24 protein-coding genes and 1 tRNA gene are annotated in these 26,386 nt (G+C 41.6%); 11 read left to right on the top strand and 14 right to left on the bottom strand.

Annotated elements, in window-relative coordinates; translation table 11 throughout:
- The first annotated feature begins 51 nt into the window (after positions 1-51).
- From CFT42_RS12140 to CFT42_RS12130, 3 genes are all read left to right on the top strand, one after another.
- Positions 52-795: a MerR family transcriptional regulator gene (locus tag CFT42_RS12140; protein WP_088816227.1), complete on the top strand. Its 744-nt coding sequence runs from the start codon at positions 52-54 to the stop codon at positions 793-795.
- Positions 796-1,015: 220 nt separating this feature from the next.
- Positions 1,016-1,207, top strand: coding sequence for a DUF3311 domain-containing protein (locus tag CFT42_RS12135; protein WP_088810914.1), 192 nt, complete (start codon positions 1,016-1,018; stop codon positions 1,205-1,207).
- A complete protein-coding gene (locus CFT42_RS12130; protein WP_088810913.1) occupies positions 1,204-2,655 on the top strand; it encodes a sodium:solute symporter family protein in 1,452 nt (483 codons plus the stop codon). The genes CFT42_RS12135 and CFT42_RS12130 overlap by 4 nt, the downstream gene beginning before the upstream one ends.
- 16 nt (positions 2,656-2,671) lie before the next feature.
- Here the strand turns inward: CFT42_RS12130 and CFT42_RS12125 are convergent, their stop codons facing one another.
- The gene (locus CFT42_RS12125; RefSeq protein ID WP_088810912.1) at positions 2,672-2,989 is read right to left on the bottom strand and encodes a phage repressor protein; all 318 of its coding nucleotides are present in this window, start codon (positions 2,987-2,989) and stop codon (positions 2,672-2,674) included.
- Between the two features lie 79 nt (positions 2,990-3,068).
- Positions 3,069-4,469: a 23S rRNA (uracil(1939)-C(5))-methyltransferase RlmD gene (gene rlmD / locus CFT42_RS12120; protein WP_088816238.1), complete on the bottom strand. Its 1,401-nt coding sequence runs from the start codon at positions 4,467-4,469 to the stop codon at positions 3,069-3,071.
- A gap of 133 nt (positions 4,470-4,602) precedes the next feature.
- On the opposite strand from rlmD, the gene CFT42_RS12115 reads away from it, so the two are divergent.
- Positions 4,603-5,247, top strand: a complete 645-nt coding sequence (locus CFT42_RS12115) for a deoxynucleoside kinase (protein ID WP_088816226.1) — start codon at positions 4,603-4,605, stop codon at positions 5,245-5,247.
- A gap of 33 nt (positions 5,248-5,280) precedes the next feature.
- Here the strand turns inward: CFT42_RS12115 and CFT42_RS12110 are convergent, their stop codons facing one another.
- On the bottom strand, positions 5,281-6,138 hold the full coding sequence (locus tag CFT42_RS12110; protein WP_088810910.1) for a YihY/virulence factor BrkB family protein: 858 nt from the start codon (positions 6,136-6,138) through the stop codon (positions 5,281-5,283).
- A 106-nt stretch (positions 6,139-6,244) separates the two neighbouring features.
- On the opposite strand from CFT42_RS12110, the gene CFT42_RS12105 reads away from it, so the two are divergent.
- The gene (locus CFT42_RS12105) at positions 6,245-6,466 is read left to right on the top strand and encodes a DUF1128 family protein (RefSeq protein ID WP_088810909.1); all 222 of its coding nucleotides are present in this window, start codon (positions 6,245-6,247) and stop codon (positions 6,464-6,466) included.
- On the opposite strand, the gene CFT42_RS12100 is transcribed toward CFT42_RS12105, so the two are convergent.
- Together CFT42_RS12100 and map are read right to left on the bottom strand one after the other, a co-directional pair.
- Positions 6,446-7,255 (bottom strand): AAC(3) family N-acetyltransferase, encoded by an 810-nt coding sequence (locus CFT42_RS12100; RefSeq protein ID WP_088810908.1) that lies wholly within the window; start codon positions 7,253-7,255, stop codon positions 6,446-6,448. The two genes, CFT42_RS12105 and CFT42_RS12100, sit on opposite strands and share 21 nt — an antisense overlap.
- A gap of 53 nt (positions 7,256-7,308) precedes the next feature.
- Positions 7,309-8,067, bottom strand: a complete 759-nt coding sequence (gene map / locus CFT42_RS12095; RefSeq protein WP_088810935.1) for a type I methionyl aminopeptidase — start codon at positions 8,065-8,067, stop codon at positions 7,309-7,311.
- A gap of 203 nt (positions 8,068-8,270) precedes the next feature.
- Between map and CFT42_RS12090 the strand changes: the two genes are divergently transcribed.
- Positions 8,271-8,717, top strand: coding sequence for a flavodoxin (locus CFT42_RS12090; protein ID WP_088810907.1), 447 nt, complete (start codon positions 8,271-8,273; stop codon positions 8,715-8,717).
- Between the two features lie 61 nt (positions 8,718-8,778).
- Here CFT42_RS12090 and CFT42_RS12085 read toward each other — a convergent pair whose 3' ends face one another.
- The gene (locus CFT42_RS12085) at positions 8,779-9,141 is read right to left on the bottom strand and encodes a hypothetical protein (RefSeq protein ID WP_088816225.1); all 363 of its coding nucleotides are present in this window, start codon (positions 9,139-9,141) and stop codon (positions 8,779-8,781) included.
- Between the two features lie 154 nt (positions 9,142-9,295).
- Here CFT42_RS12085 and CFT42_RS12080 point away from each other — a divergent pair, with 154 nt between their 5' ends.
- From CFT42_RS12080 to CFT42_RS12060, 5 genes are all read left to right on the top strand, one after another.
- Positions 9,296-9,535 carry a LapA family protein gene (locus tag CFT42_RS12080; protein WP_088810905.1) on the top strand — a complete coding sequence of 80 codons (240 nt, stop codon included), beginning with the start codon at positions 9,296-9,298 and terminating at the stop codon, positions 9,533-9,535.
- Between the two features lie 112 nt (positions 9,536-9,647).
- Positions 9,648-10,880, top strand: a complete 1,233-nt coding sequence (locus tag CFT42_RS12075; protein WP_088810904.1) for an aminopeptidase — start codon at positions 9,648-9,650, stop codon at positions 10,878-10,880.
- A 97-nt stretch (positions 10,881-10,977) separates the two neighbouring features.
- The gene (locus CFT42_RS12070) at positions 10,978-12,231 is read left to right on the top strand and encodes an MDR family MFS transporter (protein ID WP_088810903.1); all 1,254 of its coding nucleotides are present in this window, start codon (positions 10,978-10,980) and stop codon (positions 12,229-12,231) included.
- 217 nt (positions 12,232-12,448) lie between these two features.
- On the top strand, positions 12,449-13,456 hold the full coding sequence (gene mreBH / locus CFT42_RS12065) for a rod-share determining protein MreBH (protein ID WP_088810902.1): 1,008 nt from the start codon (positions 12,449-12,451) through the stop codon (positions 13,454-13,456).
- Between the two features lie 96 nt (positions 13,457-13,552).
- Positions 13,553-13,626: transfer RNA gene (locus CFT42_RS12060), tRNA-Arg, on the top strand.
- A gap of 173 nt (positions 13,627-13,799) precedes the next feature.
- Here the strand turns inward: CFT42_RS12060 and CFT42_RS12055 are convergent.
- From CFT42_RS12055 to CFT42_RS12020, 8 genes are all read right to left on the bottom strand, one after another.
- The gene (locus CFT42_RS12055; RefSeq protein ID WP_088816224.1) at positions 13,800-14,882 is read right to left on the bottom strand and encodes a DUF871 domain-containing protein; all 1,083 of its coding nucleotides are present in this window, start codon (positions 14,880-14,882) and stop codon (positions 13,800-13,802) included.
- A gap of 21 nt (positions 14,883-14,903) precedes the next feature.
- On the bottom strand, positions 14,904-15,206 hold the full coding sequence (locus CFT42_RS12050; protein ID WP_088810898.1) for a PTS sugar transporter subunit IIA: 303 nt from the start codon (positions 15,204-15,206) through the stop codon (positions 14,904-14,906).
- Between the two features lie 19 nt (positions 15,207-15,225).
- A complete protein-coding gene (locus tag CFT42_RS12045) occupies positions 15,226-15,540 on the bottom strand; it encodes a PTS sugar transporter subunit IIB (protein WP_088816223.1) in 315 nt (104 codons plus the stop codon).
- A gap of 149 nt (positions 15,541-15,689) precedes the next feature.
- Positions 15,690-18,368: a sigma-54-dependent transcriptional regulator gene (locus CFT42_RS12040; RefSeq protein ID WP_088810896.1), complete on the bottom strand. Its 2,679-nt coding sequence runs from the start codon at positions 18,366-18,368 to the stop codon at positions 15,690-15,692.
- A gap of 80 nt (positions 18,369-18,448) precedes the next feature.
- On the bottom strand, positions 18,449-19,564 hold the full coding sequence (locus CFT42_RS12035; protein WP_088810895.1) for a DEAD/DEAH box helicase: 1,116 nt from the start codon (positions 19,562-19,564) through the stop codon (positions 18,449-18,451).
- Between the two features lie 138 nt (positions 19,565-19,702).
- Positions 19,703-20,662: a LacI family DNA-binding transcriptional regulator gene (locus tag CFT42_RS12030; RefSeq protein ID WP_088810894.1), complete on the bottom strand. Its 960-nt coding sequence runs from the start codon at positions 20,660-20,662 to the stop codon at positions 19,703-19,705.
- A gap of 46 nt (positions 20,663-20,708) precedes the next feature.
- The gene (locus CFT42_RS12025) at positions 20,709-23,915 is read right to left on the bottom strand and encodes a GH36-type glycosyl hydrolase domain-containing protein (RefSeq protein ID WP_167373841.1); all 3,207 of its coding nucleotides are present in this window, start codon (positions 23,913-23,915) and stop codon (positions 20,709-20,711) included.
- Entirely contained in the window at positions 23,912-26,068 is a 2,157-nt protein-coding gene (locus CFT42_RS12020; RefSeq protein WP_088816222.1) for a glycoside hydrolase family 3 N-terminal domain-containing protein, read from the bottom strand. The genes CFT42_RS12025 and CFT42_RS12020 overlap by 4 nt, the downstream gene beginning before the upstream one ends.
- Between the last annotated feature and the right edge of the window lie 318 nt (positions 26,069-26,386).

The raw sequence follows: 26,386 nt of genomic DNA, 5'->3' as shown, positions 1-26,386 counted from the left end.
GACCTTGACGTAACGTTAAGGTTTACAATATGAATACGGAGGTGGTTGGAATTGGAATACACAATTCAAAAGGTGGCGAAACTAGCTGGTGTAAGTGCACGTACACTACGCTATTATGACGAGATTGGGCTTTTAAAACCGGCAAGGCTCTCGACAAGTGGCTACCGAATATACGGGCAACGGGAGCTTGATTTACTACAACAAATTTTGTTCTATCGTGAGATGGATCTGGCTCTTCCTGAAATTAAAGCGCTCGTCACGGACCCTACTTTTCAGCCAAAAGAGGCTCTAAAAAGTCACCGGCAGGAACTCCTTCGTAAAAAAGAACGACTTGATGCGTTGATTCGAAATGTCGAGAAAACGCTTGAAAACATGGAAGGAATGGTGAACATGTCTGACAAAGAAAAATTTGAAGGATTTAAGAAAGATTTAATTGAAAAAAATGAAGCAAAGTACGGCGATGAAATTCGTGAAAAATACGGCGACGAAACGGTCGATGCGAGCAATGCGAAAATGATGAACCTTTCGGAAGATGATTTCGCGAAGATGGAGGCGTTAAATGACAAGCTATTTGACTTGTTGGAACGCGCAAAAACGGATGCGACCTTGCAGGAAGACATCTATTTGGCTCATAAAGAATGGCTCTCCTTCTCTTGGCCAGATTATTCGGAAGAAGCACACATTGGTCTTGTGAACATGTATGTGGACGACGATCGCTTTAAAGCTTACTATGACAACCGCGGCGGAGCTGGAACTGCCGAACGACTTCGCGATGCTGTCATGGCTTCACTTTAGGAAAAAATCCCACTTTCAGTTTGAAAGTGGGATTTTTGGTGTCTTAACGCTTTTTATGGTATCTTTTGTATAGTAAACTTTATGGAGGATTTTATATGGCGAAAAAATCAACGGATAAAAAACTGCTCATTAAAATTTCGGTGGCAGTTGTGCTCGGACTTTTAGCTTTTGATGCGATTATTATTTGGGCATTAATGCAGTAAATTTTAGGAGGAAAAATATGAAAAAGTGGTTGCTTATTATCCCCTTTTTATTTATTTTAGGTGGGATTCCATTTGCAAATCGAATTTACCCACTTATCTTTGGAATTCCATTTGTTTTAGCTTATATTGCGGCGGGTGTTATTCTGTCCTCTATCATTTTGTTTCTTTTGTATAAATGGGAACAAAACGGGGAGGATAATTTATCATGACGGCGCTTTTTATTATTTCGGCCTTTTTTATTTTAACGATTATTTTAGCAATTCGCGCGAAGCAAAAACAAAAAATGACACTTGAAAATTGGGCGGTCGGGAACCGAAGCTTTAATACTGTATTTGTCTTTCTTTTAACGGCGGGTGAAGTGTATACGACGTTCTCGTTTTTAGGTGGGAGCGGCTGGACGTATTCGAAGGGGATTTCAGCGGTTTATGTGATGGTTTACATTGCGCTTTCTTATGTTTCGTCTTATTTCTTACTTCCGCTTATTTGGTCTTATGCGCATGAGCATCGCCTTGTTTCACAGTCTGACTTTTTTGCTAAAAAATATGATAGCAAATGGCTTGGCGTTATCGTGGCTATCGTGGGCGTTATCGCGATTATTCCCATTATCGTCATTCAGCTAAAAGGGCTTGGCATCATAGTTTCGCTCACATCATATGGAAAAATCCCAATGAATGCCGCGATAATAATCGGAACGCTCGGCATCATTTTATATTCCGTTCTTTCAGGAATTCGCGGCGTTGCTTGGATTTCCGTTTTAAAAGATTTTATGATTTTATTTGTCATTGTGTTTATGGGAATTTATTTGCCACTCCACTATTTTGGCAGTTACGGCGAACTTTTCACACAAGTAGCTGCAATTAAGCCAGAACTGCTAACATTTCCAGAAACCACTTACACGGTAACTTGGTTTATTAGTACTGTTCTCTTTTATGTGCTCGGTTTTTATATGTGGCCGCAAGTTTTCGCGTCTACGTTTACCGCAAAAAACGCAAATACTTTCCGTAAAAATGCGATAATCAGCCCAATTTACACGCTCATGCTATTATTTGTCATTTTCATCGGATTTACAGCCGTCATTAAAGTGCCCGGCTTGCAAGGTGACGAAAGCGATCTTGCACTCATTCAGCTCGCCATTCAAAGCTTTAACCCGTTTTTCGTGGGTATCATTGGGGCGGCGGGCATGCTCACCGCACTTGTGCCGGGTTCGATGCTCTTAATGACAGCGAGTACCTTATTTTCTAAAAACATTGTCTTTGGGTTAAAAGGAAGCTACAACGAGGCGCGTGTCGCAAGGTTGTCCAAACTTTTCGTGCCGCTTCTTGGCGCCCTTTCTTGCGTGTTCGTTTTCCAAGGTGGCAATGCGCTTGCAGCGATTCTTCAAGTGGGCTACAGTCTCATTGTGCAGCTTTGTCCGGCGCTCTTTGCAAGTTTGATGAAGCGCAATCCAGTGACAACGGCCGGCGCCATTTCAGGAATTGCAACGGGGATTTTAATTACCATTTTTGTCAGCAATTACAGCATGACGCTTGCGACGATTTTCCCTGACTTGCCGCGCACAATTAGCGATATTAACATTGGCTTCCTGCCACTACTGGCAAATATTCTCGTCACTTTTATAGTTAGCGCATTCACGAAAAAGGAGAATTTTCGGCATTAAAAAAAACTTGGCATGATTACCAAATTTTGACTACTTTTCCAAAAATATTTCTACGTTTGACCCAACCATTTACAAAGCCATGGTTATTCGAAATTTGAAATTCCATTTCATTATTGCGCGAACGCACGGCAGAAATCAGGTGCGTGTAGTAGTTCCCTTTTACTTTACAAAAAACGATTGTTTTCGGTTCTAATAAAGTGTGTTCATTCACGGGTTCTAAACTAACTGGCTGATTTGACTTAATGATGGGCAACATAGAATTACCCGCTTCTTTGTACTTCTCGATGAACTGGCCATTTTGAAGTAAGGAAGCGATGTAGCTTGCCTTGGACATAAATTCTCCCTCCTTTTCATGTCTAAATGCAACACATAGCCTACAGTTTGTAAACAAAAAAAGCTGATTCCGCGGGGGATCAGCTTTTTACTTTTTTCTTTTGATTTGATTTTAGCGACAGCTTCACGACACACTCCACGTGGCTTGTCATCGGGAACATGTCGACCGGCTGCAAATACCGAATGCGATAGCGTTTTTCGAATAAAGCTAAGTCGCGGGCTAACGTAGAAGGATTGCATGACACATAGACAAGTTGCTTCGGACGAGCGCTTAAAATGGCTTGCGTTAAACTTGCATCAAGTCCAGTTCGCGGCGGGTCAACAATGATTGCGTCAGGCGCGTAGCCTTCACTTCGCCAATTTTGGAAGACTTCTTCTGCCGTTCCAGTCACATAATGTGCGTTTGTAATTCCGTTTTTCACTGCATTGTTTTGCGCATCTAAAACAGCTTCACGGACCACGTCCATGCCGCGCACTTCTTGTACTTTTTTAGCGAGCGAAAGCCCAATTGTGCCCACGCCGCAATACGCATCGACAATTTTTTCATCGCCAGTTAGCGTAAGCGCTTCTGAAACTTCCTCGTATAAACGATTCGTTTGCTTCGGATTGAGCTGGAAAAAGGCACGTGCCGATAAATCAAAATGAAGCTCTTTAAGCGCCTCTTCAATGCTTGCCTTTCCATCTAAAAGAAGCGTCTTATCTCCAAAAATTAGAGACGTCTTATCAGAATTGATGTTTTGCATGATTGATACAATTTCTGGGTGGCGCGCCTTAATTTCTGTTAGGATTTCTTGTTTTTTCGCAAATTTTTCGCTTGTCGTCACAAAAACAAGTTGCACCTCATCCGTTTCAACGCCCACGCGGACAACAATTGTGCGGATGAATCCTCGGCCGGTTGCTTCATCATACGCGGATATCCCGTATTTCGTAAGTAAATCGCGCACCGAATTCGTGATTTCAACCGTCCGCTCATCTTGTACGAGACAATCACTTGTTGGCACAAGTTCGTGTGAATCCGCACCAAAAAGACCTGTCACGATAGCGCCGTCTTGATTAGTTCGCGCTTGAAATTGGCTTTTATTGCGGTACCGGAACGGGTCTTCCATACCAATTGTATCGCGAATTTTCATTTTGTCGGTATTGAACGTTGTATGTTTCTTCAGCGCTTGAATTAAAATATCTTTTTTAAACTGTAGTTGCGCCGAATAGGATACGTGTTGCAACTGACAGCCCCCACATGCTTCGTATACGGGACAAGGCGCGACAACCCGATTGGTTGATGGTTTTCTGATTTTACGCACCACGGCTTCACTGTATTTTGGCGCTGTTTTAGTCACTTTTACGACGACCTCTTCATCCGTCAGTGCGCCTTTAACAAAAATAATAGTTCTTTTAAAATATCCGATTCCTTCGCCGTTAATTCCCATTTTTTTGATGGTGAGTGGGAATTCTTGTCCGACCTTGATTTGCGCTTCGCTCAACATGCTCTCCTCCATTCATTCTTTCTTATACTACCAAAAATTGCGAGTTTTGTCATGGCTGTTTTTAGCTAAAATTTGGTACAATAGCCATATCAGCCTTGGTTTTACTGAACGAAGGAGGCTTTTTGAAAGGATGGAAAAAAACGTGATTGTACTTGCTGGAATGATTGGCGCTGGTAAAAGCAGCTATACGGAGCTGATTGCAAAGGAACTTGGTTCAAAGGCATTTTATGAGAGTATTCAAGATAATCGTATTCTTGAAATGTTTTATAGCGACCCGAAACGCTGGGCTTTTGCGCTACAAATTTATTTTTTAAATACGCGTTTTCGTAGCATTAAACGCGCCCTTTTAGATCAAAATAATGTTTTAGATCGCAGCATTTATGAGGATGCGCTTTTCACGAAAATTAATTTTGAGGACGGGAATATTTCGGAGCCGGAAATGGATACGTTTTTGGATTTACTGGACAACATGATGGAAGAGATTAGTACGCTTCCGAAAAAGTCGCCTGATCTGCTCATTTATTTGCGCGGAAGTTTAGAAACGGTTTTAAAACGCATTAAACTGCGCGGACGTCCTTATGAGCAAATTGAGCTTAATCCCGCCTTGCTGGACTATTACACCACCTTGCATGCGCGTTATGATGACTGGTTTGACGCTTACGATCATAGTGACACGCTTGTTGTCAACATTGACGAAATTGATATCCACAATGAAGCGGATGCGGTTTATTTTATGGACTTAATTCGCGCTAAGCTAAATGAAATTCGGTCATAAAAAAAGGACTGGCGATAAAATCGCCAGTCCTTTTTAATTGATTTCGCCGACTGCTCTTCTCTGTTTTAAAATGAGAAGTGTCGCATTGATTTCGCCGCCAATCATTAAAATAATGCCTGTCAGATAAAACCATAACATTAAAATAATGATGACACCGATACTGCCGTATGTCGCTGAATAGTTGCCAAAATTATTGACGTAAAATGCAAAACCCATTGATGTAAGCGACCATCCGACTGTTGAAAAAAGCGCACCTGGTAAGATTTTAAACAAATGATTGCGCTTCGCTGGTGCAACCCAATATAAAAATGTAAAAACAACAAAAATAACAATGACTGTTACTAACCAGCGAATATTATTCCAGAAATCTATGACCTCAGGTGAAACATGCAGATGGTCAAAAACGAACAAGCCAATTTGTTGACCGAATACAAGTAAAATTAACGTGATTGCAACCGTTGCTAACATCGCGAGTGTAAAAACCATCGATACAAAACGCTTGATGAAATAATTACGTCTGTCGCTTACACTGTATGCTTTGTTAAGTGCTTTTGTGACAGCATTCATACCATTTGAAGCTGACCAAAGTGTCCCAATAATCCCAATCGATAGCAACCCACCGTTTCGGTTTGAGAGCAACGAATCTAAATTGCTTTCTAAAAAGTTAATAATTTCTTTTGGAGCGAACTCTTGAATTAAATTAAAAACAGCATCTTTATCTATATTTAAATAGGCGAGTAATGTCGCCGCAATTAAAAGCATCGGAAAGATTGAAAAAAGCATATAATAGGCTAGCTGTGCGGCACTTCCAGAAACATCATTCTTTCCAAAACGCTCGATAATAATGCGGATAAAACGATATAGCGGGTGCCTCGTTAGCATTTTTAGCATAAAAAATTCCTCCTTCCAACCATTTTTTCTAGTCCTTTAAAATTCGCGCACCATGTTATTTTATGATAAAATGCTTTTTATTACGAATAAAAAGGGGCCAAACCGTATGAATTTAGAAAATCCCTCTCAAGAAAATGTGGATTTTATGTTAAAAGAGATTACTTCCAAACTAAAAATGGTAAACAGCGGTGTATTTGAAAATTTAAAACTCGAAAACATTCATTATGATAGATTGCTCGATTTATATACGTTAATTCACCGCAAAAAATTGATTAGCCCTAGGGAAATGCAATTATTTGCTGAAGAATTAAGCTTCATTCGTATTTAAGTAGTTTTCCGCAAAATCAACAAATTCTTTTAAATCGAATATTTTAGACGGGGCGAGCGCAATTTCTTTTTTGTGGCTCCCCTTTTCTTTTTCAAAAACTTCGCCGATTTTTAAGAACACTTCGCTGTTGTAATTCTTTTCTTCAAACATTTGGATAACCCGCGCATTGTTTTTAAGCAGTGTCGCTCTATTCATTTTATTTGCGACTTTGTTTGACCGTTCTTCTGCCAAATGAAGCGATGTGTTTGAATCATTATCAACACCGAACAAAACGATTTTACTACCTGTTATTTGATACAGCTTCCCTAAAGGAGAATTTTCCCCAAAACCATGTTCTAAAGAGTGATTTTCGAGGATTTCTGCCGCGTGTTTCCCCCAAGCTGTGAAGGAATAAAAGGGGTGATTGCTCCTTGACACTTCTGGAAGTGCTCGGAAAGTTTCTGCGATAACACCCATTTTATAGCTCGGTGTTCGGTTTGGATCAAAGACTGGCATTGTTTCTCTGATTTCTTCCCACCATTCTTTTGGTACTGGAGGGTTTTCCCAATTTTCCGGGTCGGACAAGCCTCCTGTTTGAGCAGGCATGACAATCGTTCCACTTTTCGTTATAACCGTTTGCAGTGCATCAATAAGTGTAATAGCACCGCCACAAATCCAGCCAGCTTGTGACATGGAGGCGTGAAAAATAATCGTGTCCCCTTCTTTTAAGCCGGCTTCTCTAAATTCAGTGAGCAAACGTTCTTTAGTGAATGGGACTTTTGTTCTTTGTATTGTAAGCTTCTCCCCCATTTTATCCCTTCTTTCTTAAAAAACTGCAACATGTGTATGTTGCAGTTTTGTCTTTAGTCGTTTTCACCTTGATAAGTCAAAATTTCTGGACCATTTTTTGTAATCGCAATCGTATGTTCATATTGCGCAGAAAGTGAGCCATCAACAGTTCGAGCTGTCCAGCCATTATCGTCCATTTTAGCACGCCAATCACCAATATTTACCATTGGTTCAATTGTAATTACCATGCCTTCTTTTAAGCGAGGTCCTTTACCGGGTTGTCCGTAATGTGGGACTTCTGGTTTTTCATGTAATGTTGGGCCAACACCGTGACCGATGAAATCACGTACGACACTTAACTTTTCGTTTTCGACATACGTTTGAATGGCATGACCGATGTCGCCAATTCGATTTCCGACTTGAGCTTGTTCAATTCCAAGATAAAGTGATTTGCGCGTTACTTCCATTAAGTGCTTCACTTCGTCGCTCACTTCACCGACAGCATAAGTCCAAGCTGAATCTGCAAGCGCTCCGTGATAATTCACGACCATATCAACCGTCACTATATCGCCTTCTTTTAAAGGGGTTTTGCGCGGAAAACCATGGCAAATTTCATCATTAATGCTTGCACATGTCGCATACTCATATCCTTCAAAGCCTTTTTGTTCCGGAGTAGCTCCTTGGCTTTTTAAAAACTTTTCTGTAAACACTTCAATATCCCAAGTTGTAATGCCTGGTTGAATTAATTTTGCGATTTCTTGGTGTGTTGCAACTAAAATATCGCCAGCACGTTTCATTTCGTCAATTTCGCGGCGTGATTTAAGTGTGATCATTTCGTTTTTCATCCTCCCTAAAAAATTCCACTATTCTTTATTATAACCTTCTACTAGCATAAAATAAAGTATTCTATAAAAAAGGTTGCACAATTTTTTCGAACATTTATAATAGAGTTATTGGTGAAGACTTTATCAAGCTATCCATTTTTTTACATTATGAATAGCTGTTCACAAAATTCTTAGAAAATGGTGGTTAGAAGATGGCAAAAGTGATGATTGTTTATGCAAGTATGACTGGAAACACTCAAGAAATTGCGGACATCTTAGGTGAAGAATTAGAGAAATACGATATTGAAGTTGAAATCGAAGAGTGTATCAATGTTGAACCGGAAGATTTACTTGACTACGACGGAGCGCTTATCGGTGGTTACACGTATGACGACGGTCAACTTCCAGATGAATTTGTTGATTTTTATGAGGATATGGCTGATGTAGACTTTTCTGGAAAAGTTTGTGCATCGTTCGGGTCGGGCGATACATTTTATGATGAGTTCTGCTTAACAGTAGACCTTGTTGAAACCCGCTTAAAAGAACAAGGTGCGACAGTCCCTGTTGCTGGGCTAAAAGTAGATTTAGACCCTGACGAAGAGGACGTTGAGCGTGCAGAAGCTTATGCTAAAACATATGTGGACGTGCTTTTAGGCTAAGAAAATGATAGTTTTCTACAAAATAAAAGAACTAAGCCAGTGACTGGCTTAGTTCTTTTATTTAATCTTGATTTTGATTTTTAAATGATGGAATGAATACGAATAATGCTAAAATGATGCATAGCGCGCATGTAATGGGACGGATAAATAAAATCGACTGATAACCTGGTTCAATAAAGAAACCAACTAATGCAAGCATTCCCCAAGTAGCCACAGCGGTTAAGCTTAAATAACGGTTATTTTTCCCCACTAAGTATAAAATACTTGCCGTAACCATTAGGCTTGAACATATGTAACCAAATCGTCCCATTTCTTCTGCAGAAACACTAAAAATATTGACCAACACAACGTTTTGAGTATTTATCTGAAAAATAAAACCCGTAACAGCAACTGTAAATGACAATAACGCAATAAAAATTCTCATAAATTCCCCATCTTCTTTTTTTTAAATACATTATATCAATTTTTATGCAAAAAAAAATACGTTTTATAAAAAGTTCGAAATATTGTCAAATTTATTCTTATCGTTTGTTTTTTCTCCGATTATTCCTTATGATAATTGAAAAGGAGGAATCGAGATGGCCAATGATCAAGCAACACCTAAAAAAAACAGTACGAAGAAACCAGTTCCTGTTAAACTAATCGTTAGTGCAATTTTAGTTGTTTTTATTATTATTTTTGCAGCTGTGAATGCCGAAAAGGTTCGTGTAAACTTCATTTTCATGCATGTTGAAATGCCTTTAGTTCTCGTGATTTTATTTTCCACATTAATTGGTGCTTTAATCATGTTTGGTTTTAGTTATTTTAGAAAAAAATAATGAATTGACCTGTACAATATAAAAATGTGCAGGTTTTTTCTTGCTCAATCGTTGCTTTCCCAGTAATTTTAAGCTACTATTATCTTATCGAAAAAGATAGGTGTGATATATTGTGACAAAATTTAATGAAAAGTTAAACAAATACGCTGAACTAATCGTTAAAGTTGGTGTGAATGTTCAGCCAAATCAAAAAGTTGTGATTGCTTCTAGCATCGAATCGGCGCCTCTTACGCGTTTAATTACCAAGTATGCATTTGAAGCAGGTGCTTTAGATGTGATTGTAAATTGGAATGATGAAGCGGTAACACTTGAGCGCTATCACAGCGCCCCGCTGTCCGTTTTTGAAACAGCTCCTGAACATCGCGTGAAAGAACGAACTGAACTCGCTAAAGAAGGTGCTTGTTTTATTTCCATCGTATCAGAAAATCCTGATTTACTTAAAGACGTAGCAAGTGAAAAAATTTCTGCTAACCAAAAAACAATGGGAGAAGCACTTAGTGAATTCCGTGAACTCTCAATGGCGAATGTTGTAAGCTGGACTGTTGTGGCAGCTGCTTCTGCTGGCTGGGCAGAGAAAGTATTTCCTGACTTACCACTCGAAAAACAAGTTCCAACACTTTGGGAAACCATTTTTGAAACAACGCGCGTCAATACGGATAATCCCGTTGAAACTTGGAAAAACCACGATACTACTTTAAATGCTAAAGCAAATGAATTAAACGAAAAACAATTTAAAACATTACATTACACAGCTCCGGGAACTGACCTTTATATTGGTTTACCGGAAGACCACGTTTGGGTGGGTGCTGGTAGTTATAATGCAAAAGGGCATGAATTTATGGCAAATATGCCGACGGAAGAAGTTTTCTGTTGCGCGGAAAAAACGAGCGTGAAAGGTTACGTTTCTAGTACAAAACCGTTAAGTTACTCTGGAAACGTTATCGATAACTTTAAACTTACTTTTGAAGATGGTCGTATTGTAGGCGTTGAAGCTGAAAAAGGACAGGATATTTTACAAGATTTAGTGAATACAGATGAAGGCTCTCACTATTTAGGCGAAGTGGCGCTCGTTCCAGATCCGTCCCCGATTTCACAAAGCGGTATTTTATTCTACAACACGCTATTTGATGAAAATGCTTCAAACCATTTAGCAATCGGAAGCGCTTATGCGTTTAACATTAAAAACGGTGAAAACATGAGTCGTGAGGAACTTGACGCGCGCGGTGTTAACACGAGTTTAACGCATGTTGACTTTATGATTGGTTCAGATAAGATGAACATTGATGGCATCACGAAATCAGGTGAAACGATTCCTGTATTTCGTAATGGCGACTGGGCATTTTAAAATCCTTTGCGTATAACATATACCGCGTGAAAGCTCCCTCCTGCTTGCAATTTCGGGAGGGGCTTCTTTTATTTTAAACAGAGAAAGAAGGTATATGATGAGATTTTCTACATGGGATATTAATTTAAAAGTGCGCCTTTTTGGGGAGGCACTGCTTGATATTTCTTTTTGGACGGTGTTCCCTTTTTTGACTTTATATTTTTCAGAAGCGATTGGGCGGCAAACAACGAGCTTGCTCCTGATTGTTTCGCAACTTTTGGCCGTTATTACTGCGTTACTCGGTGGCTATTTCGCTGATGTTTACGGACGAAAACGGATGATGAGCATTTCCGTTGTTGGTGAAGGAATTGGTTTTTTAATCTTTGCCATTGGGGCACTTTCGTTTGTTGACTCACCGTACCTGAGCTTTTTTGGATTCACGATTGCGAGTATTTTTATGGCGTTTTATCAGCCGGCGAGCCAGGCGATGATTGCTGACGTTGTGAAGCCAGAACATCGTAGCCATGTTTATTCGGTTTTCTACATGATGATTAACATCGCCGTTGTGATTGGCCCAATTATTGGGGCGGTCGTCTTTAACAGCTTCACCGTTCAGACGCTACTCGCGATTACATTTTTTGATATTGTTCTTCTTTTTCTTTTGCAAAAATTTGGTCATGAAACGGCGCCGCTCGCGCTAAACCCAGTCTTAAGAAAGGAACAAGCGAGCAAAAATATTTTAACCGTTTTAATGGAGCAAATTAAAAATTACCAATTAATTTTCAAAGATAAAATATTTTTCCTCTACATTTTAGCTGGCGTCATTATTTCGCAATCTTTCATGCAACTTGACCTTCTATTCCCGCTTTATATTAAAGAAGTCATTGGCGCATCAAGCTTGTTTGGTATCCCGCTTAGCGGCGAAAAGCTATTTGGCGTCGTCGTTTCCATCAACGGCTTTTGTGTCGCGTTACTCACTGTGTTTATGACACGCTGGATGACACGTTACAAGGAAAAATTTGTCTTTATGAATTCCTCGTTCTTATACGGCATCGCTATTATGTGTTTTGCCATTTCAACAGGCGCACTTGGTGCCATTTTCGCTATCATTTTATTTAGTTTTGCTGAACTGATGACTGTAGGTATACAGCAAAATTTCGTTTCCAAACTAGCACCGGAAGATAAGCGGGCGATGTATTTCTCGGCGGCGGGCCTTCGGTATACGCTCGGGAAAGTCATTGCTCCACTTGCCATTACGCTTGCGACATTCATTGGGTATTTTTATACTTTTGCGATTATTGCCAGTTTGGCGGTCATTAGTGGACTGATTTATTACGTTATGTACATTCAATATGAAAAAGCACATCATTAAACGTGTCGCGGCAATCGCATTTTAAACGATGGTCGCGACATGTTTTTTTATTACAGAGATTACGGTGAATTTACTTTCTTCAAAAAAAGAAAAGGTTCTGATTAACATTTCTTATCATGAAGCTAAATCTGGTGCTTAACGCGCGAAAAAGCTTTATACTGTTCCATAAGGCCTTTTGTGCCGAGTATTTTATTGTTAAAGAAAGTTAGGTGTTAAAATGTTTGGGAGTTCAACAATTGGGATTGATTTAGGTACGGCGAACATCCTCGTCTACAGCAAATCAAAAGGTATCATTTTAAACGAACCTTCTGTAGTAGCTTTAGACACACACACGAAACAAGTTTTAGCGATTGGAACAGAAGCTAAAAATATGATTGGAAAAACACCTGCGTCTATCGTGGCGATACGGCCAATGCGAGATGGAGTTATTGCAGATTTTGATATTACTAGCGGCCTTCTTCAGGAAATTATGCGACGGATTAACGCAGCAGGCGGAGGTTTTAAGAAACCAAAAGTAATCGTTTGTACGCCTACGGGAGCAACTTCCGTTGAACGTCGCGCGATTACCGATGCGGTTAGCAGCATGGGGGCGCGCTCTGTCGTTCTAATTGAGGAACCTGTAGCCGCCGCAATTGGAGCCGATCTTCCGGTTGACGAGCCACTGGCGAACACCATTGTCGACATTGGTGGTGGAACGACTGAAATTGCGATTATTTCTTATGGAGGGGTTGTATCTAGTACCTCGATTCGAACTGGCGGCGATCATATCGATGAAGAAATCATCGCGTACATTCGGAAAAATTATAACGTTTTAATTGGCGAATCCACAGCTGAACGCGTCAAAATGGAACTCGGCTACGCGCCTATCCCGCATGCGGAAAAAACAATGGAAGTTCGCGGACGCGATTTACTCACTGGTCTTCCGAAAGTGGTAGAAATTTCCTCGAATGAAATCCAACATGCGATTTCTGAACTATTAAATCGTGTTTTGGAAGCAATCCGCCTGACGCTTGAAAAATGCCCTGCGGAATTAAGTGGCGATATTGTTGACCGCGGCATTGTTTTAACTGGTGGCGGTGCCCTCATTCAAGGCTTACAAGAATGGCTTGTAAAACAAATTGATGTGCCAGTACATATGGCGCCAAGTCCGATGGAATCGGTTGCGATTGGCACAGGAAAATCACTGGAGTATATCGAAAAATTAGATAAGCTAGCTGGAAAATAAAAAAAGCGTGTGAACCTTGTTAAAATAAGGATCACGCGCTTTTTATTTCCTTGAAAAGTCGCTCTTAGTTTGATAAAATTAATTCGTTAGGCTTTTGTCCTGGTAGCTCAGTAGGATAGAGCGACAGCCTCCTAAGCTGTAGGTCGTGGGTTCGATTCCCTCTCAGGACATCTATAAAAAGAAACATAGGTAAGCAAAAATCCAGTAATAATTCCATCTTTCGAAATGGATTTCACTGGATTTTTGTTTATTTATATCCTAAACTCTTTTATTTTAAACAATTAAAGTTGTATAAATCATTCTACTAAAAAATGGTCGCTTCCGCGACCACTTTTTCTTAATCTTATTTCTCCACCAATCTAAAATGTTGCCACGGAAGAATATTTTCAAGCAAATAGCGTTCTTCTGGAACGACACGGGCCACGATATTTGTGTTGCCAGAGTTTTCCATATCACGGAGAGCAATTTGCATTTCGCCTTTGTAACGCTCGTAGCCGTTGTTATCGATTGTCACATCACCTAAAGCAAGTTTTTCCGTATCATGAGCTGGGAAATCATGCGTTTTAAAGTTTACGCGCGTCATCGTTGAACGGATAACATAAGCGGAAACGTCGCCACGGTTGAAGTGTTTTTGCGTCAACACGATTTCTTTTTCAACAGCAGTTGTTCCTGGTAAAAATTCAACTGCGATTTGTAATTCGTTGCGGTTCAGTTCACCGAGTGCCTTTAGCTCCGCCTCAGATGCGAACATGTTCCCCACAATAACATCGTCAATTAAACCGGTATTCCACAAATCTTTCGCTTGAACAGTAATATCCACGCCGCGATGTTCCTCAAGCGTTGGAAGTCCCCCGTCTACAACGAACCACGGACCATATTCGCCGCTGTTTGAAGAAACAAAAGCAGCCGTTCTTAAGTTTAAATCTTTAAATTGCTTGCTCGTACGTAAGAAGTGCTCGCGTGAAAGCGCCGTGTAGCGTCTTGGATAAAAGTTATGGCAACCGATAATGTTTGCCACATTTGCTTTATAAGATAAAATATTTTCAACATAACGTGTACCGTTACTAATGTTTAATTCAATCATTAAATCGTTGTCATCAAAGCTCATTGCCGCTTCTTCCGCGCCCGAAAAACCTAAATCAAGGCGTAAACCAGATAAGCCGATTTCTTTAAAACGGTCAAGTTCTTGATAAGTAACATTAAGCGATTCAAAAACAGTCGGATCAACGTCGGCAATAACTTCATAACCGAGCTCATTCGCGCGTTTACAAATCGTTTCGAGTTTCGCGAATTCTTCTTTATCGTTTGCCGAAATTAAACATGTAAAAATACGACTGAAGCCATATTTTGCAGCAGTTTCAATATATTGTAGTGATTCTTCTAAGGCAACATGTTGCGGGAAAACCGAAATACCTAATTTTCTCATAGTCAAAAACCCTCTCTTCTCTTATTTCGTGCGATATAGTTCAACAATTTCTTTCGCTAAATCTTTAAACGTGATGGCATTCATCAAGTGGTCTTGTGCATGCACAAGTAAAAGCGACACTTCTGTTTTTTCACCACGAGCTTCTCCTTGGATTAAAGCCGTTTGCGAATGATGTGCTTCGAGTAAAGCTTCCTCCGCTAATTTGATTTGTTCGTCGGCTTTTTCAAAATCACCTTTTTTTGCTGCATCAATAGCGAGCATAGCATCGCTTTTTGCGTTGCCTCCAAAAACGATAAGTCCCATAATAGTTTGTTCTAATTCCATTTTATACACGTCCTTTTCTTTAATTATCCGCTTGCATCATTCGAAATGCTTGATCTAATACTTTGTTTCCATCCATGGTGCCAAAGTCTATGCTGTCAATAATCTCAACCGGTATTCCAAGTGGATCTAATTTTTTCTTTAAATTTTTAGCTAAAAAACGAACTTGCGGTGCGAGTAAAACGGCGTCCGTATTCTGGATATGTTTATGAACATCAGCCTCAGCAACAGCGAGTACTTCCGTTTCAATCCCGCGTTCAGAGCTTACCTCAGTCATTCTTTTTACAAGTAGGCTACTTGACATTCCTGCCGAACAAATGAGCATAATTTTTTTCATTTTGACCCTCCGAAATCGAAATTTAGCAACAAACTATTAGAATGCAAGTTTCATGCCAACTTCGTTATTTTCAAATGCCTACTGTATCCTCTTTTTCTTTTACACAAAATCAGTAGAAGTGTGTAGCTTTCTACACACTTCTGCATATTTTAGTCTGCCGCACCAATTCGATTCGCGAGCATCATTTGCGTGAGATAAGCAATTTCGGATTGCGGCACTGTAATATTATACTCGCGCTCCACATTTTCCATCATTTGCTGGGTGACTTGCATCTCAACTAAATGATTTTTCGCAAACTCATTAAAATCTGGGAACTCACGGTCAACAGCACCCAGGCGCATGCGTTCAATTAGGAATGCTAAATGTAAAATCATGCCGATGTCAACACCCGGTTCTAAAATTAAGTTAAGTTGAATTTGCAACTCGGAAATGATTTTCCGCAAGAAATAAACAAGCTCTTCCGCTGACTCGACAGCTGTTAAATTTCCGTTTAAAGAAGCAATTAATTTTTCATAAGGTACTTCGTCATTTAAAATTCGTTTGATAATGTCGATGCCGCCATCTGAAAAGACTTCAAGCGCACTGAAAAATGGAATATCACGATACTGGAATTCAACAGAACCCATAATTGCTAAAATATTGTATTCCTCCATCAACTGATCAATGCGCTCACGAAACGCCTCTTTGTGCAGAAATTGCAGAACAATAATTTCCACTTTCGTTTGGTCAATAAGCGGTTCCACACGAGCCCGAAGCTGTTCGGCAACGCCTTCTCCAGTGAAGCAAGTAAAAATAACAACATTTTTAGCAGGTTTCGCCCGTAAAATTTGTGCTTTATATTTGTTTTCAAACAATTGCTGACAACTTTGGTAGATGTCTTCAAGTCCCCTGCCAAGCGAAGCCTTTCGAATTGCCTCAAGCACAACCGGCGTGCTAGCCATAGTCACCGTTTTCGTCCGAATGCCGAGCTCTTCTGTCAGCATGTTCCCAAACGAAGCGAGCGAGCCCATATCTGAAAGAATTAGCACACCTTTTTGTGGATCTAACTTGACGACCAGTTTTTTAACTTTTTCATACATCGTCTTCACTTCCATCGAAAGCGGCATGTCGATTGCCGTACCACTTTCAATGCTTAAAAGTTCCTGCACCGTTTCCACCATGCTCGTTGCAGTCGAGCGGCCATGCATGAGGACTAAAACTTCCACTTGCGCTTCACTCACAAACATCGATTCAACCACTTCTGCTGTTAAAAACATCGTTAAGAAGCCAATTTCATCAAATGGGATTTCAATGCCTAGTTCCTGCTCAATTAAAGAAGAAATATCAATGGCAACTTGGAACTCCTTCGGATATTTTTTGCGAACATTGTTTAAATCGGGGTGAATAATATGTTTTTGTTCGCGAATCCGTTCAATTGTGCTTTGTAAATGAAGTGCAAAAGCAAAGCGCATCTTGTCATTATACTGCCGTTCTAGGCGGTTTGTCGCCACTTCATATACGCGCTCCGTAAGCCGCCAAATTTCTGGGACAATGATTTCCTTCGCCGTTTGTTGCGTCGGAAGTTGCACCATATAATCGTGGAAATATTGGTCCACGTCCACATAAAGTGCAGCCTCGAGCTCTGTCTGATTTTTCCCCTCTTTAATCAATTCGTCAGCACGATCTTGAATGGCCTGGTAGACATCATTTACGTTCGTATATTTGGCCGCACTTTCCTCGCTCGAATCGGCAAATTTAAAAATCGTTTTATTCACGTCAATAAGGCGATTAAGCTTTTCAGGCTCGTCTTTCATGTGCAGTAGACCTTTTTGAACATGGATGGGCAAATCGTCCTGTTCGATTAAAATGTAGTTTGTCGCCTTCGTTTTATAATGTAAGAACGCTTTCGCACACGCCAATTTTAAGTCACGTTGCAATTGTCCCACATTGGCGCTTGCATGATAAAGTAAAAAGGCGATTAGAGCTTGGCGATGTACGCGAATCGGCTGGTTTAACCGGCGCGCTTCCTGCTTCAAGAAAAATTCAATCAATTGATAGCGCTCTTCCAAATTGCGTTCTGAAAGTGCCGGTAGCGTAATCGTCATCGGAATCCGTCTAGTAAACGTTTCAAGGAGAAAATTATCTGGCGATTCCGTTGTCGCTCCAATAATTTGCACCTGTGCGGTATGCACTTTTGAACTTTCACCAAGCGGACGATACTCCCCCTTATCGATAAAAGTAAAGAGCATTTCCTGACCTTCTGGCGGCAAGCGATGAATTTCATCTAGGAAGAGAACACCTCCATCTGCTTTTGCTAACAAACCCGAACGTGTTTCCTCTGCGCCTGTATATGCGCCTTTTATAACGCCAAAAATTTGACCAAATAAAAGCTGCGGATTTTGTGCGTAGTCGGCGCAGTTAAACGATACAAATGGAGCGGTTTTCGAAATCATGGTAGACTCTTTCGCAAAATGATACATACATTCCGCAAAAAGCGATTTCCCAGTACCCGTTTTCCCTAAAATAAGCGTATGAAGACCGTGCGGTGGATATAGAATCGCTGCTTTAGCTTGTTGAATACTAACCTTTAAACTGTCACTAGAACCAATTAAACGATCAAAAGCGCTTGTTTCATTCGAGGTAGCATCAACTTCACTTTCTATCTTTAAAGCTTGATAAAAAACTGGTTTCCCAGGTAGTTTTTCAATTTTGTTTTCTTTAAATAGGTCATTCAAGTACCTGCTGGCGTTAGCCCGGTCCATACCTAGCGCATTTGCTACATCTCCAGCTGAAACTTTTTGATTCATCGCATTTAAGTGTTGTAATACTTCATCTTTTCTACTCGACATGCCCTTCGCTCCTTTAAAAACTCATTCATCTTTATTATACTCGTTTTTGTAAGCGCCTTTCAAGTTGTTAAAAAAGACGTTTACTTTTTCTTCGGTGCTGCACCAGACATAAGTTTTCCTTTATAGAAACGAACAAGCTCTCCCGTTTGATTTATGCCTGTTAAATATTGCTTGAGCGTTCTTGTTTCTCTTTCATTGACGAAACTAATAACCGTTCCGGCTTTTCCCATTCGACCTGTTCGTCCCGAACGATGCACATATTCTTTTTCTGTTTTCGGAAGATCATAATGAATGACGTACGGGAGGTCTGGGATGTCTAGGCCGCGGGCTGCGACGTCGGTCACGATAAGGAAATTTAATTCCGCTTTTTTGAAGGCTTGCAATGTTTTTTTACGCACATCGCGGCGTATGTCGCCATGAATTCCAGCTGCCTTCACCCCGTCATACGCGAGTTTTTCTAACAGAATATCCATTCTCGGTTTATCGCGAACAAATACAAGCGCGCGCATGCCCGGAACGTGTTCGAGTCTGCGTATGAGCGTGGCCTTATCGCGATTTTCGACTTCCATGTAAAGGTGGGTCACATTCTCATTCGCACGCTCAACTGGTGTCGCTTCAATGAACAGTGGTTTTTTTTCGGTTTGTCTAAAAAATTGTTCGGAATCATCTAGTTTCGTTGCCGAAACGAGGACCAGTTGTCTGTCGCGCATACTACTAGCTAAAATCTCCATGGTCGCTTTAAAATTTTCTGCCAGCAGCAATTGGTCGGCCTCATCAAGCGTAATCGTCTTGACTTCATGCATCTTAATTTTCTTTAGCTTGATGAGTTCCAGTGCGCGCCCAGGCGATGCCACAATGATTTGCGGTTTCTTTTTTAGTTTTTCAATTTGACGTTTGACGTTCGCCCCGCCGATAATCGGGAGCACAGTGATGCCGTCTTTCACCCACGTTTTAATGGTATCTGAAATTTGCATGACAAGTTCATGGCTTGGGGCCAAAACGAGCCACTGCGTATGTGGTTTTGCTTCTATTTTTTCGAGAATTGGTAGCGTGTAGGCAACCGTTTTTCCGGTCCCGGTCGGAGAAATCGCAATCACATCGTCCCCGTTTTGAAGCGGCTCATAAATTGCGTTTTGAATATCTGTCGGTTCACCGTATGCATGTTCCAACCATTTTTCCTGCCAAATTTTTTGCATATTAAATCTCCTCTTTTTTCATTCATTAAGTAAGCTCATCATATCATAAAAAAAAAGGTAAAACCATATGGCTTTACCCTAGAGTAATGACAAATTGCAATCTGATTTCGTGCTGTACGTTTTGCTTGTCACCTTAATTTACCCGACTGAGCCGCCTCGAATGAGCGACGTGTAAATGATTTCGTTTTCAGTTTCTTCTTGTTGCAGCAATTTCACGAGCTTTTCAGCGGCGACAGCGCCCCATTTGTACTTGGAATAGTCGATGGTCGCTAGGCGCGGGTTTAGATAGGCGCCGACATCGCGGTTATCGAAGCCGATAATGCGAACATCGCGGCCAATGACAAAATTTTGTTTCGCGAAATAGCGGTACATTCCTATCGCCATGTTGTCGTTTAGCGAAAGCACCGAAACGGGATGCTTCCATTCGCGAACAATTTGGGCGGCGGCAAGCTCACCAGAAGCTTCTTCAAAATCGCCTTCGATGACGTGGACTTTTTCGCTATCAAAACGCGCCAGTTCCGTGAGAGCGGTGTCAAAACGGACGTTGCCGTCGAACGAATCTTTTGGTCCTTTGATGACATAAAAGTCGCCGCTAAACCCTTCTTTTAGGAAATCGACAGCGAGAGTGGCGCCTCCTTTGTTATCTAGCAAGACTTGGCGGATGTTAGGGTGCGTCAGTTCGCGGTCAAGCACAACCATTTTGTGGCCGCGATCAGCGTATTTTAAAATATCTTCCGTTTTAAACGTAGCATCCAATATGATGGCACCGTCAATCATTTTTTCCGGTAAAAAACGCTGCGATTTTTCCCCGCTGAGGGCAATAAGTTCATAATCTAATTTGCGCAGCGTTTCCGTGAGTCCATCAAGAAGTGGTCCGTAAAAAGCTCCGCCGTAGTTCGCCAAATAGGCGCCGATAATTTTTGTTTCGCGTGTTTTCAAAGTGCGTGCGGCCATGTTTGGAACATAGTTTAGCTCATTCGCAATGGCTAGAATGCGTTTCCGTGTCTTCTCCGTCACCTTCGAACTTCCGTTAAGCGCATAGGAAACGGTGGATATGGAAACGCCAGCTTGTTTTGCAATATCTTTAATTCCTACCAAATAAATCGCTTCCTTTTCGCTATTTTATTATATTATACACATTTTCTTAAATGCTGGTAAACAAAATTTCAAGTGCATGCTCCCCTTTTTCAAGTTCCGCTTTTGGGATAAAAAGAGCGCCCTCTCTGTATGGATTACGCAAAAGCTCACGCCGCGTTTCCCCTGCGAAAGTAATCCCTTTTTCCGTGCTCAACTTGAAAGTTAGATTTAGCGTGCGTCCAGAAAGTTCCATCGTCACTTTAAGGCCGTCTAAATCCCGCGGTAAAACAGGATCAAACTCAAAATGATTTGCCGTTTCGCGAATGCCTAAAACGGAGCGAATCAATTGGTTTAAGTAAATGCCAGGTCCGCTTGAATAAATGCGCCAGCCGCCTTTCACGGGAATACTTCCTTTTTTCACAGCAGCGAAATCATCTTGCGCGGCGTAGCGGTCAAGGAAAGCCGCATCTGAACTACTAAAGTACGTATTGCTTTGACGCGTAGCTGCGTTTGGTACAACCTCACTAATTTGAATTGGGTTAATCACATCTAGCATGTGCACTGCGCGACCGTCCCCAATTTTCGCAAGCGATTCAATATAGCGAATGTGTGCGTGAACGTATTGCAAACCGACCTCACGACCAAAGTTTGCTGCTTGCTCCGCCCGTTTAAAGTGCTTGCTCACACCACCCGCGTAATGCGCCGGTGCGCTCATCAGACGGACGCCATCAGGGTGGAGCAAATGCTCTTCGATAATATCAAAATTTTTCTTGCGCTGCTCATCGCTCACAAGTTCGGCGATGACGCTTCTTGTTAACGGAATTAGACGGTAATCAATTTTCGTTTCTCTATCTTGCGGATGAATCATAAATTCCGCTGTTTTTTCATCTTTCATATACACAAACCCAGGAATGACATCTGTAGTGCCAAGCATATAGTTGTTAAAATCACGCTTAATTGCATCCGCAAGCTCCGCATAATGTTTGCCCTCTGGCATTTCGTCCCCCAAATGCTGCATCACTTGGTACGTCAGCGCGACCGTCCAACTGGAAACCATCCGTTTTTTAAGTTCACTGTTTGCCGGCTGCAAAGTGTCGTCCCAGTCGCCGTCACCATAATTGGAAAGCGAAGTCCCTTTCATAAAGCGACTTTCAATTGTCGCAACAGCTTTTTCGATGTGTGCCTTTAAAGTTTCTTTCGAGTCGGTGTATCCTTTTGTTCTCGCCGAAATAAACGGAATGCTTTCTTCCAAAATCGTTTTATCCCCTGAAAGCGCCAGATAATCGCCGACCATTTTGAGCGGCCAAACGATGACGTCTCCGTGGCTTTCTTCTTGCTGAATGTCGACGTATTCATCGAACATAAACCACTGCGGCCAGTCGCCCGTTTCGGCGTATTGATGCGAAAACACTTTCAAAATAAGTTTGCGAAGCACTTCTTTTTGTCCCGTTGCAAGGAAAAATTCAAATGGCCCTTGCGACACATCACGCGTCCCCCAAGCGGCGCCACTACCTTGTTCAAGACCGTGCGGCGAAGCATAGTGAATCAACATTTGGTGCGCATACCAGTAAGCCGTCAAATTGTACTTTTCAGCAAAAGTGGAGTCATGCGAAAGCTTGAACTGTCCAAGTAGCTTATCATAAAACTGCTCAAAATCCGCTTCTTTTTCGGCAAAAAAACGACCGTCTAACGTAGCTTGAACTTCAAAATGCGCGCTTTCTTTCTTCGAGTAGATAAAGCAATCTAAATCAGCCGTGTTAATCGCTGCATGCGCAATAAAACGCTCATCTGTTACTTCGTCAAAATTGCCGGAAATATGGTACGCCAAATTGGGATAGCGCACGTTGTTTTTTGGCTTGTAAATAAGCGTGCCGTCCGTTTCCGTCCGTGAAAACTCATTTTCGTATTCATTTGGCCCCATGCTAACTTGATTCGTCATGATAAAATCATACGTTTTGTTTTGCTCAGAACGAATCGTAACAAGCACTTTTTTGCTTCCACTGGAAAGCTTTGTTTCCACTGTAAGTGTGTCATCAGCCAACAGATAAATCCATTTCGCGCGGTTCGTCTGCATCTCGAATACACTCGGCATCGTGAGCAGATGAAGCCCGTCAGTTTTGCGCAAATAAATTCGGAGGCCACTCGTTTGAAGCAAATTAAGCGCGTTTCGCTGATGCGAACTAAATTTATTCATGTTCGTGTTCCCAAGCGTCACATGCGTTTGGAATACGCCCGCCATATAAACCGTTGTCGCCAGTGTGTTTTCCGGCGAGAGCAAGTCAACTTGATCAAGCAAAATCGTGCCGTGCGCACGCTCCACCAGGCGTTCTTTTTCCTTTAAAACAACATGCGCTTTTTCTGGGGTAAAAAAACTTAGCGTTTTGTTTGCCGACTGCTCTTCAAACAGGCGTGCTGGATAGTGCGCCTGAAGCCATTTTGCAGATGCCGTTTCGCCTCTAATTTCTGCCGCATGCCCGTGTTGTCGCACCATTTTTTCGCCCAATTGAAAATCGCTTTCTTCCAAACTATCAAAAAGCGCGTTTAGTTTCGCGGTAGAAGTTACAGATGTAGTCGCTTCCATTTGATTTCGCGTGAGCAGCCCATAAAAACACGTTTTTTCCTTCCCTTGCAAAAGTTCCGTTTGTAAACCGACCAGCGCCATTTCATATTGCCATTTGCGATTTTTAAGTCCGTCGCCTAGAAGTCCTTCCGGCGCTTCGGAAAGTTTAACGCCCGTCCCGTAAAAATCGAATCCGTCTGTCACAAACCGTGTAATTTTACTTAAAGCACCAAATTCAGCGCCCGGAAATTGATTCCCCGCTTGCGGCTGGTTTTGCCGCGTCAAAATAACCTTCCCACGCTCCGTATCAAGCACATTATAATCAAGGTACTGCGCCATGTACGCCTCGTTCGTTCTAACAGCTGAAACATCAGCAAGCCCTAAATCCTGAATATAAATTAAATCATAACTTCCTTGAATATCCGCTGCCACCTCATAAAACCAACCATCTGCATGGATATGAAAAGTTACCAAATAGCTTCCAACAGGTAAAGTACCCGCATAGCTAACCGCACTCGCATGATAGGAAAACGTCGCGTCTTCATTTAATAGCGGATAACTTTTCCCGTCCGCCCGTAAGAAAATTTGTCCTAACCGCGTTTCAAGCGGGTTTTGCAATACTTGATTCACAAGCACCCCGTCATACAAAAGCGCATGTAAGTGCCCCGTTTCAAAAAATTTCGCCTCAAATTGACCTTTTCCAATTGTAATCATCTAACCACCCTAACCTCAAAACTTTTCACATCCACACTACTCGTTCCAATAAACACCCGGTGAAGCCCAGCTTCCTGCGCCACAGTCAAATCCGGTAAATAAAACGAAAAATCTTCTTTTGTTAAAGCGAAAGAAAGTGTCGTTTTCTCACCCGGTTCTAGGCGCACTTTTTGAAACGCCTTAAGCTCTTTTAGCGGCCTGGAAACACTCGCTGTAATATCTTGCAGATATACTTGAATGACTTCGCTGCCGGCGCATTCGCCCATATTTTGAACCGTCACTTTTACGTGAAGCGTATCCGCTAGCGCGATTTCGTCCGCCATTTCCATTTCACTAAGCACAAAATTCGTATAGCTTAACCCAAAACCAAACGGAAACAGCGGTTCATTTGGAATATCCAAATACTGCGACAAATATTTCTCACCCGCGTTTTGCGCCGTTTTTGGGCGACCCGTGCGCAGCTCATTATAGAAAATTGGAATTTGTCCAGTTGTTTGCGGAATGGTCATCGATAGCTTCCCAGAAGGATTTACTTCTCCCGTCAGCAAATCAAAAATGGCATTTCCAGCTTCTGTTCCTGGGAAAAAGACATCTAAAACCGCTTCAGAATGGTCAACTAAATCGTGGATATCAAGCGGGCGACCGTTGAATAGAACCGTCACGACTGCCGAATTTGCCTTTGCAACACGTTTAGCGAGCTCATATTGCGCCTCCGGTAAGCGAATTGTCGCAAGACTTGCCGCCTCACCACTCCACTCGCTTTTTTCGCCAACACATAAAACGACGACGTCCGCATTTTTGGCTGCCTCTTCCGCTTCCTGCAACACGTTTTCCGAGATTTGCTCGTAGTCAGTGGACACAATTTCTGTGGCGCTGAATTTGCCCGAGAAGGCGTCCGCCATCGACACCGCATCTTTCTGTTCGCCGTACACAACCCAACCGCCCAAAACATCTTGACTATCCGCAAGCGGTCCAATCAACGCGATTTTTTGGTTGAAATCAAGGGGTAAAATGTTTGCATTGTTTTTCAACAGCACGGCTGATTCATGCGCGACATTTCTTGCTACTTGGCGGTTCTCATCAGACAAAATATCTCCGCTACGCGAATCCCGTTTTAATCCCCGATAAGGATCTTTAAAGAGCCCTAGCTCCTCTTTTAATACGAGCATACGCATCACCGCTTCGTCTAATAACCCCTCCGAGACCTCGCCCGTTTCAACGAGCTCTTTTAGATTTGTAATAAAGCATTCCGTCATCATTTCAAGGTCAACACCCGCTAGGAGCGCGCCTTTTGCGGCTTCTTTCGTATCAGCTGCCGTCCCGTGATTAATAACTTCTTTCACTGCGCCCCAATCTGAAATCAGCACGCCTGAGAAACCAAGTTCTTGCCGTAAAACGTCTCGATTTAGCCATTTATTCATAGTCGCCGGAACGCCTTCTAGTATATTGAAAGACGTCATCACCATTTTCGCACCCGCTTCAAGCGCCGCCTGATAAGCTGGTAAATAATTTTGATAAAACTCGCGTTTACTCATATCAACTGTATGATATTCACGTCCTCCTTGCGGGGCTCCGTATGCCGCGAAATGTTTCACGCAAGCAGCTAAGCGCGTGTAATCTTCCTGCAAATTTCCGCCTTGGTATCCGCGAACCATCGCCGCACCTAAGCGACTATTCAAATGTGGATCTTCGCCTGTAGATTCCATGACACGTCCCCAGCGCGGGTCCCGAACTAAATCCACCATCGGAGAAAATGTCACATGATGCCCACTTGCTGTCGCTTCAAGTGCCGAAACTCGAGCCATTTCACTTGCCACCTCTTCACTAAAAGATGCGCCTAGTGCTAGCGGAATAGGAAAAATCGTTTTATGCCCATGAATGATGTCCGCCATAAAAACAAGCGGAATTCCTAAGCGATTTGTTTTCATATGTTCTTCCTGAATTTGTAACATATCTTTTTTCGAGCTCGACCCTAAAACCGAACCCGCATTTTGAATAATGCTTTCCGTCAAATTGAGCTCTTCCATCGGTCCAGTAATTTCGCCCTGCATTTCGGTTCCTTTGAAGAATATCGGTGAAAGTTGCATCATCTGACTAATTTTTTCATCAAGTGTCATTTTTCCAAGTAAATCTTCCAACTGATTCTTATCCATAACGGCCTCCTAAATTTCTTTTGAAATCGAAACGTTTCTATCTAAATATAACAACAGTATAAGCGCTTTCTTTTTTATAGTCAATCATTTTTATTGTTTCACAAGATTTTATCGTCGATTATCACTTTTCTTACTATTAAATGGGCGAAAACCGAATTTGATTAGCATGGCAAACGCAATATCAAAAAAACGTTATATAGAGCCATTTAAATACCTTTTTTGATTTTTTTAGAAAAAAATAGTTGAAACCGATTACATTTCATATTATAATAACCCTATCGAAACGTTTCTATAAAATTTCAAGTTTGTGAAAATGCG

The sequence above is a fragment of the Listeria goaensis genome, from assembly GCF_900186125.1.
GTDB lineage: Bacteria > Bacillota > Bacilli > Lactobacillales > Listeriaceae > Listeria > Listeria goaensis.
The sequence above is the reverse complement of the archived record's forward strand: the minus strand, read 5'-3'. Positions and strand labels throughout refer to the sequence as shown.

Excerpts from the sequence above, each read along its gene's own strand:
- CFT42_RS12135 (WP_088810914.1), top strand. The coding sequence starts at position 1,016 with ATGAAAAAGTGGTTGCTTATTATCCCCTTTTTATTTATTTTAGGTGGG.
- CFT42_RS12130 (WP_088810913.1), top strand. The coding sequence starts at position 1,204 with ATGACGGCGCTTTTTATTATTTCGGCCTTTTTTATTTTAACGATTATT.
- CFT42_RS12125 (WP_088810912.1), bottom strand. The coding sequence starts at position 2,989 with ATGTCCAAGGCAAGCTACATCGCTTCCTTACTTCAAAATGGCCAGTTC.
- CFT42_RS12115 (WP_088816226.1), top strand. The coding sequence starts at position 4,603 with ATGGAAAAAAACGTGATTGTACTTGCTGGAATGATTGGCGCTGGTAAA.
- CFT42_RS12110 (WP_088810910.1), bottom strand. The coding sequence starts at position 6,138 with ATGCTAAAAATGCTAACGAGGCACCCGCTATATCGTTTTATCCGCATT.
- CFT42_RS12105 (WP_088810909.1), top strand. The coding sequence starts at position 6,245 with ATGAATTTAGAAAATCCCTCTCAAGAAAATGTGGATTTTATGTTAAAA.
- CFT42_RS12100 (WP_088810908.1), bottom strand. The coding sequence starts at position 7,255 with ATGGGGGAGAAGCTTACAATACAAAGAACAAAAGTCCCATTCACTAAA.
- map (WP_088810935.1), bottom strand. The coding sequence starts at position 8,067 with ATGATCACACTTAAATCACGCCGCGAAATTGACGAAATGAAACGTGCT.
- CFT42_RS12090 (WP_088810907.1), top strand. The coding sequence starts at position 8,271 with ATGGCAAAAGTGATGATTGTTTATGCAAGTATGACTGGAAACACTCAA.
- CFT42_RS12085 (WP_088816225.1), bottom strand. The coding sequence starts at position 9,141 with ATGAGAATTTTTATTGCGTTATTGTCATTTACAGTTGCTGTTACGGGT.
- CFT42_RS12080 (WP_088810905.1), top strand. The coding sequence starts at position 9,296 with ATGGCCAATGATCAAGCAACACCTAAAAAAAACAGTACGAAGAAACCA.
- CFT42_RS12070 (WP_088810903.1), top strand. The coding sequence starts at position 10,978 with ATGAGATTTTCTACATGGGATATTAATTTAAAAGTGCGCCTTTTTGGG.
- mreBH (WP_088810902.1), top strand. The coding sequence starts at position 12,449 with ATGTTTGGGAGTTCAACAATTGGGATTGATTTAGGTACGGCGAACATC.
- CFT42_RS12055 (WP_088816224.1), bottom strand. The coding sequence starts at position 14,882 with ATGAGAAAATTAGGTATTTCGGTTTTCCCGCAACATGTTGCCTTAGAA.
- CFT42_RS12050 (WP_088810898.1), bottom strand. The coding sequence starts at position 15,206 with ATGGAATTAGAACAAACTATTATGGGACTTATCGTTTTTGGAGGCAAC.
- CFT42_RS12045 (WP_088816223.1), bottom strand. The coding sequence starts at position 15,540 with ATGAAAAAAATTATGCTCATTTGTTCGGCAGGAATGTCAAGTAGCCTA.
- CFT42_RS12040 (WP_088810896.1), bottom strand. The coding sequence starts at position 18,368 with ATGTCGAGTAGAAAAGATGAAGTATTACAACACTTAAATGCGATGAAT.
- CFT42_RS12035 (WP_088810895.1), bottom strand. The coding sequence starts at position 19,564 with ATGCAAAAAATTTGGCAGGAAAAATGGTTGGAACATGCATACGGTGAA.
- CFT42_RS12025 (WP_167373841.1), bottom strand. The coding sequence starts at position 23,915 with ATGATTACAATTGGAAAAGGTCAATTTGAGGCGAAATTTTTTGAAACG.
- CFT42_RS12020 (WP_088816222.1), bottom strand. The coding sequence starts at position 26,068 with ATGGATAAGAATCAGTTGGAAGATTTACTTGGAAAAATGACACTTGAT.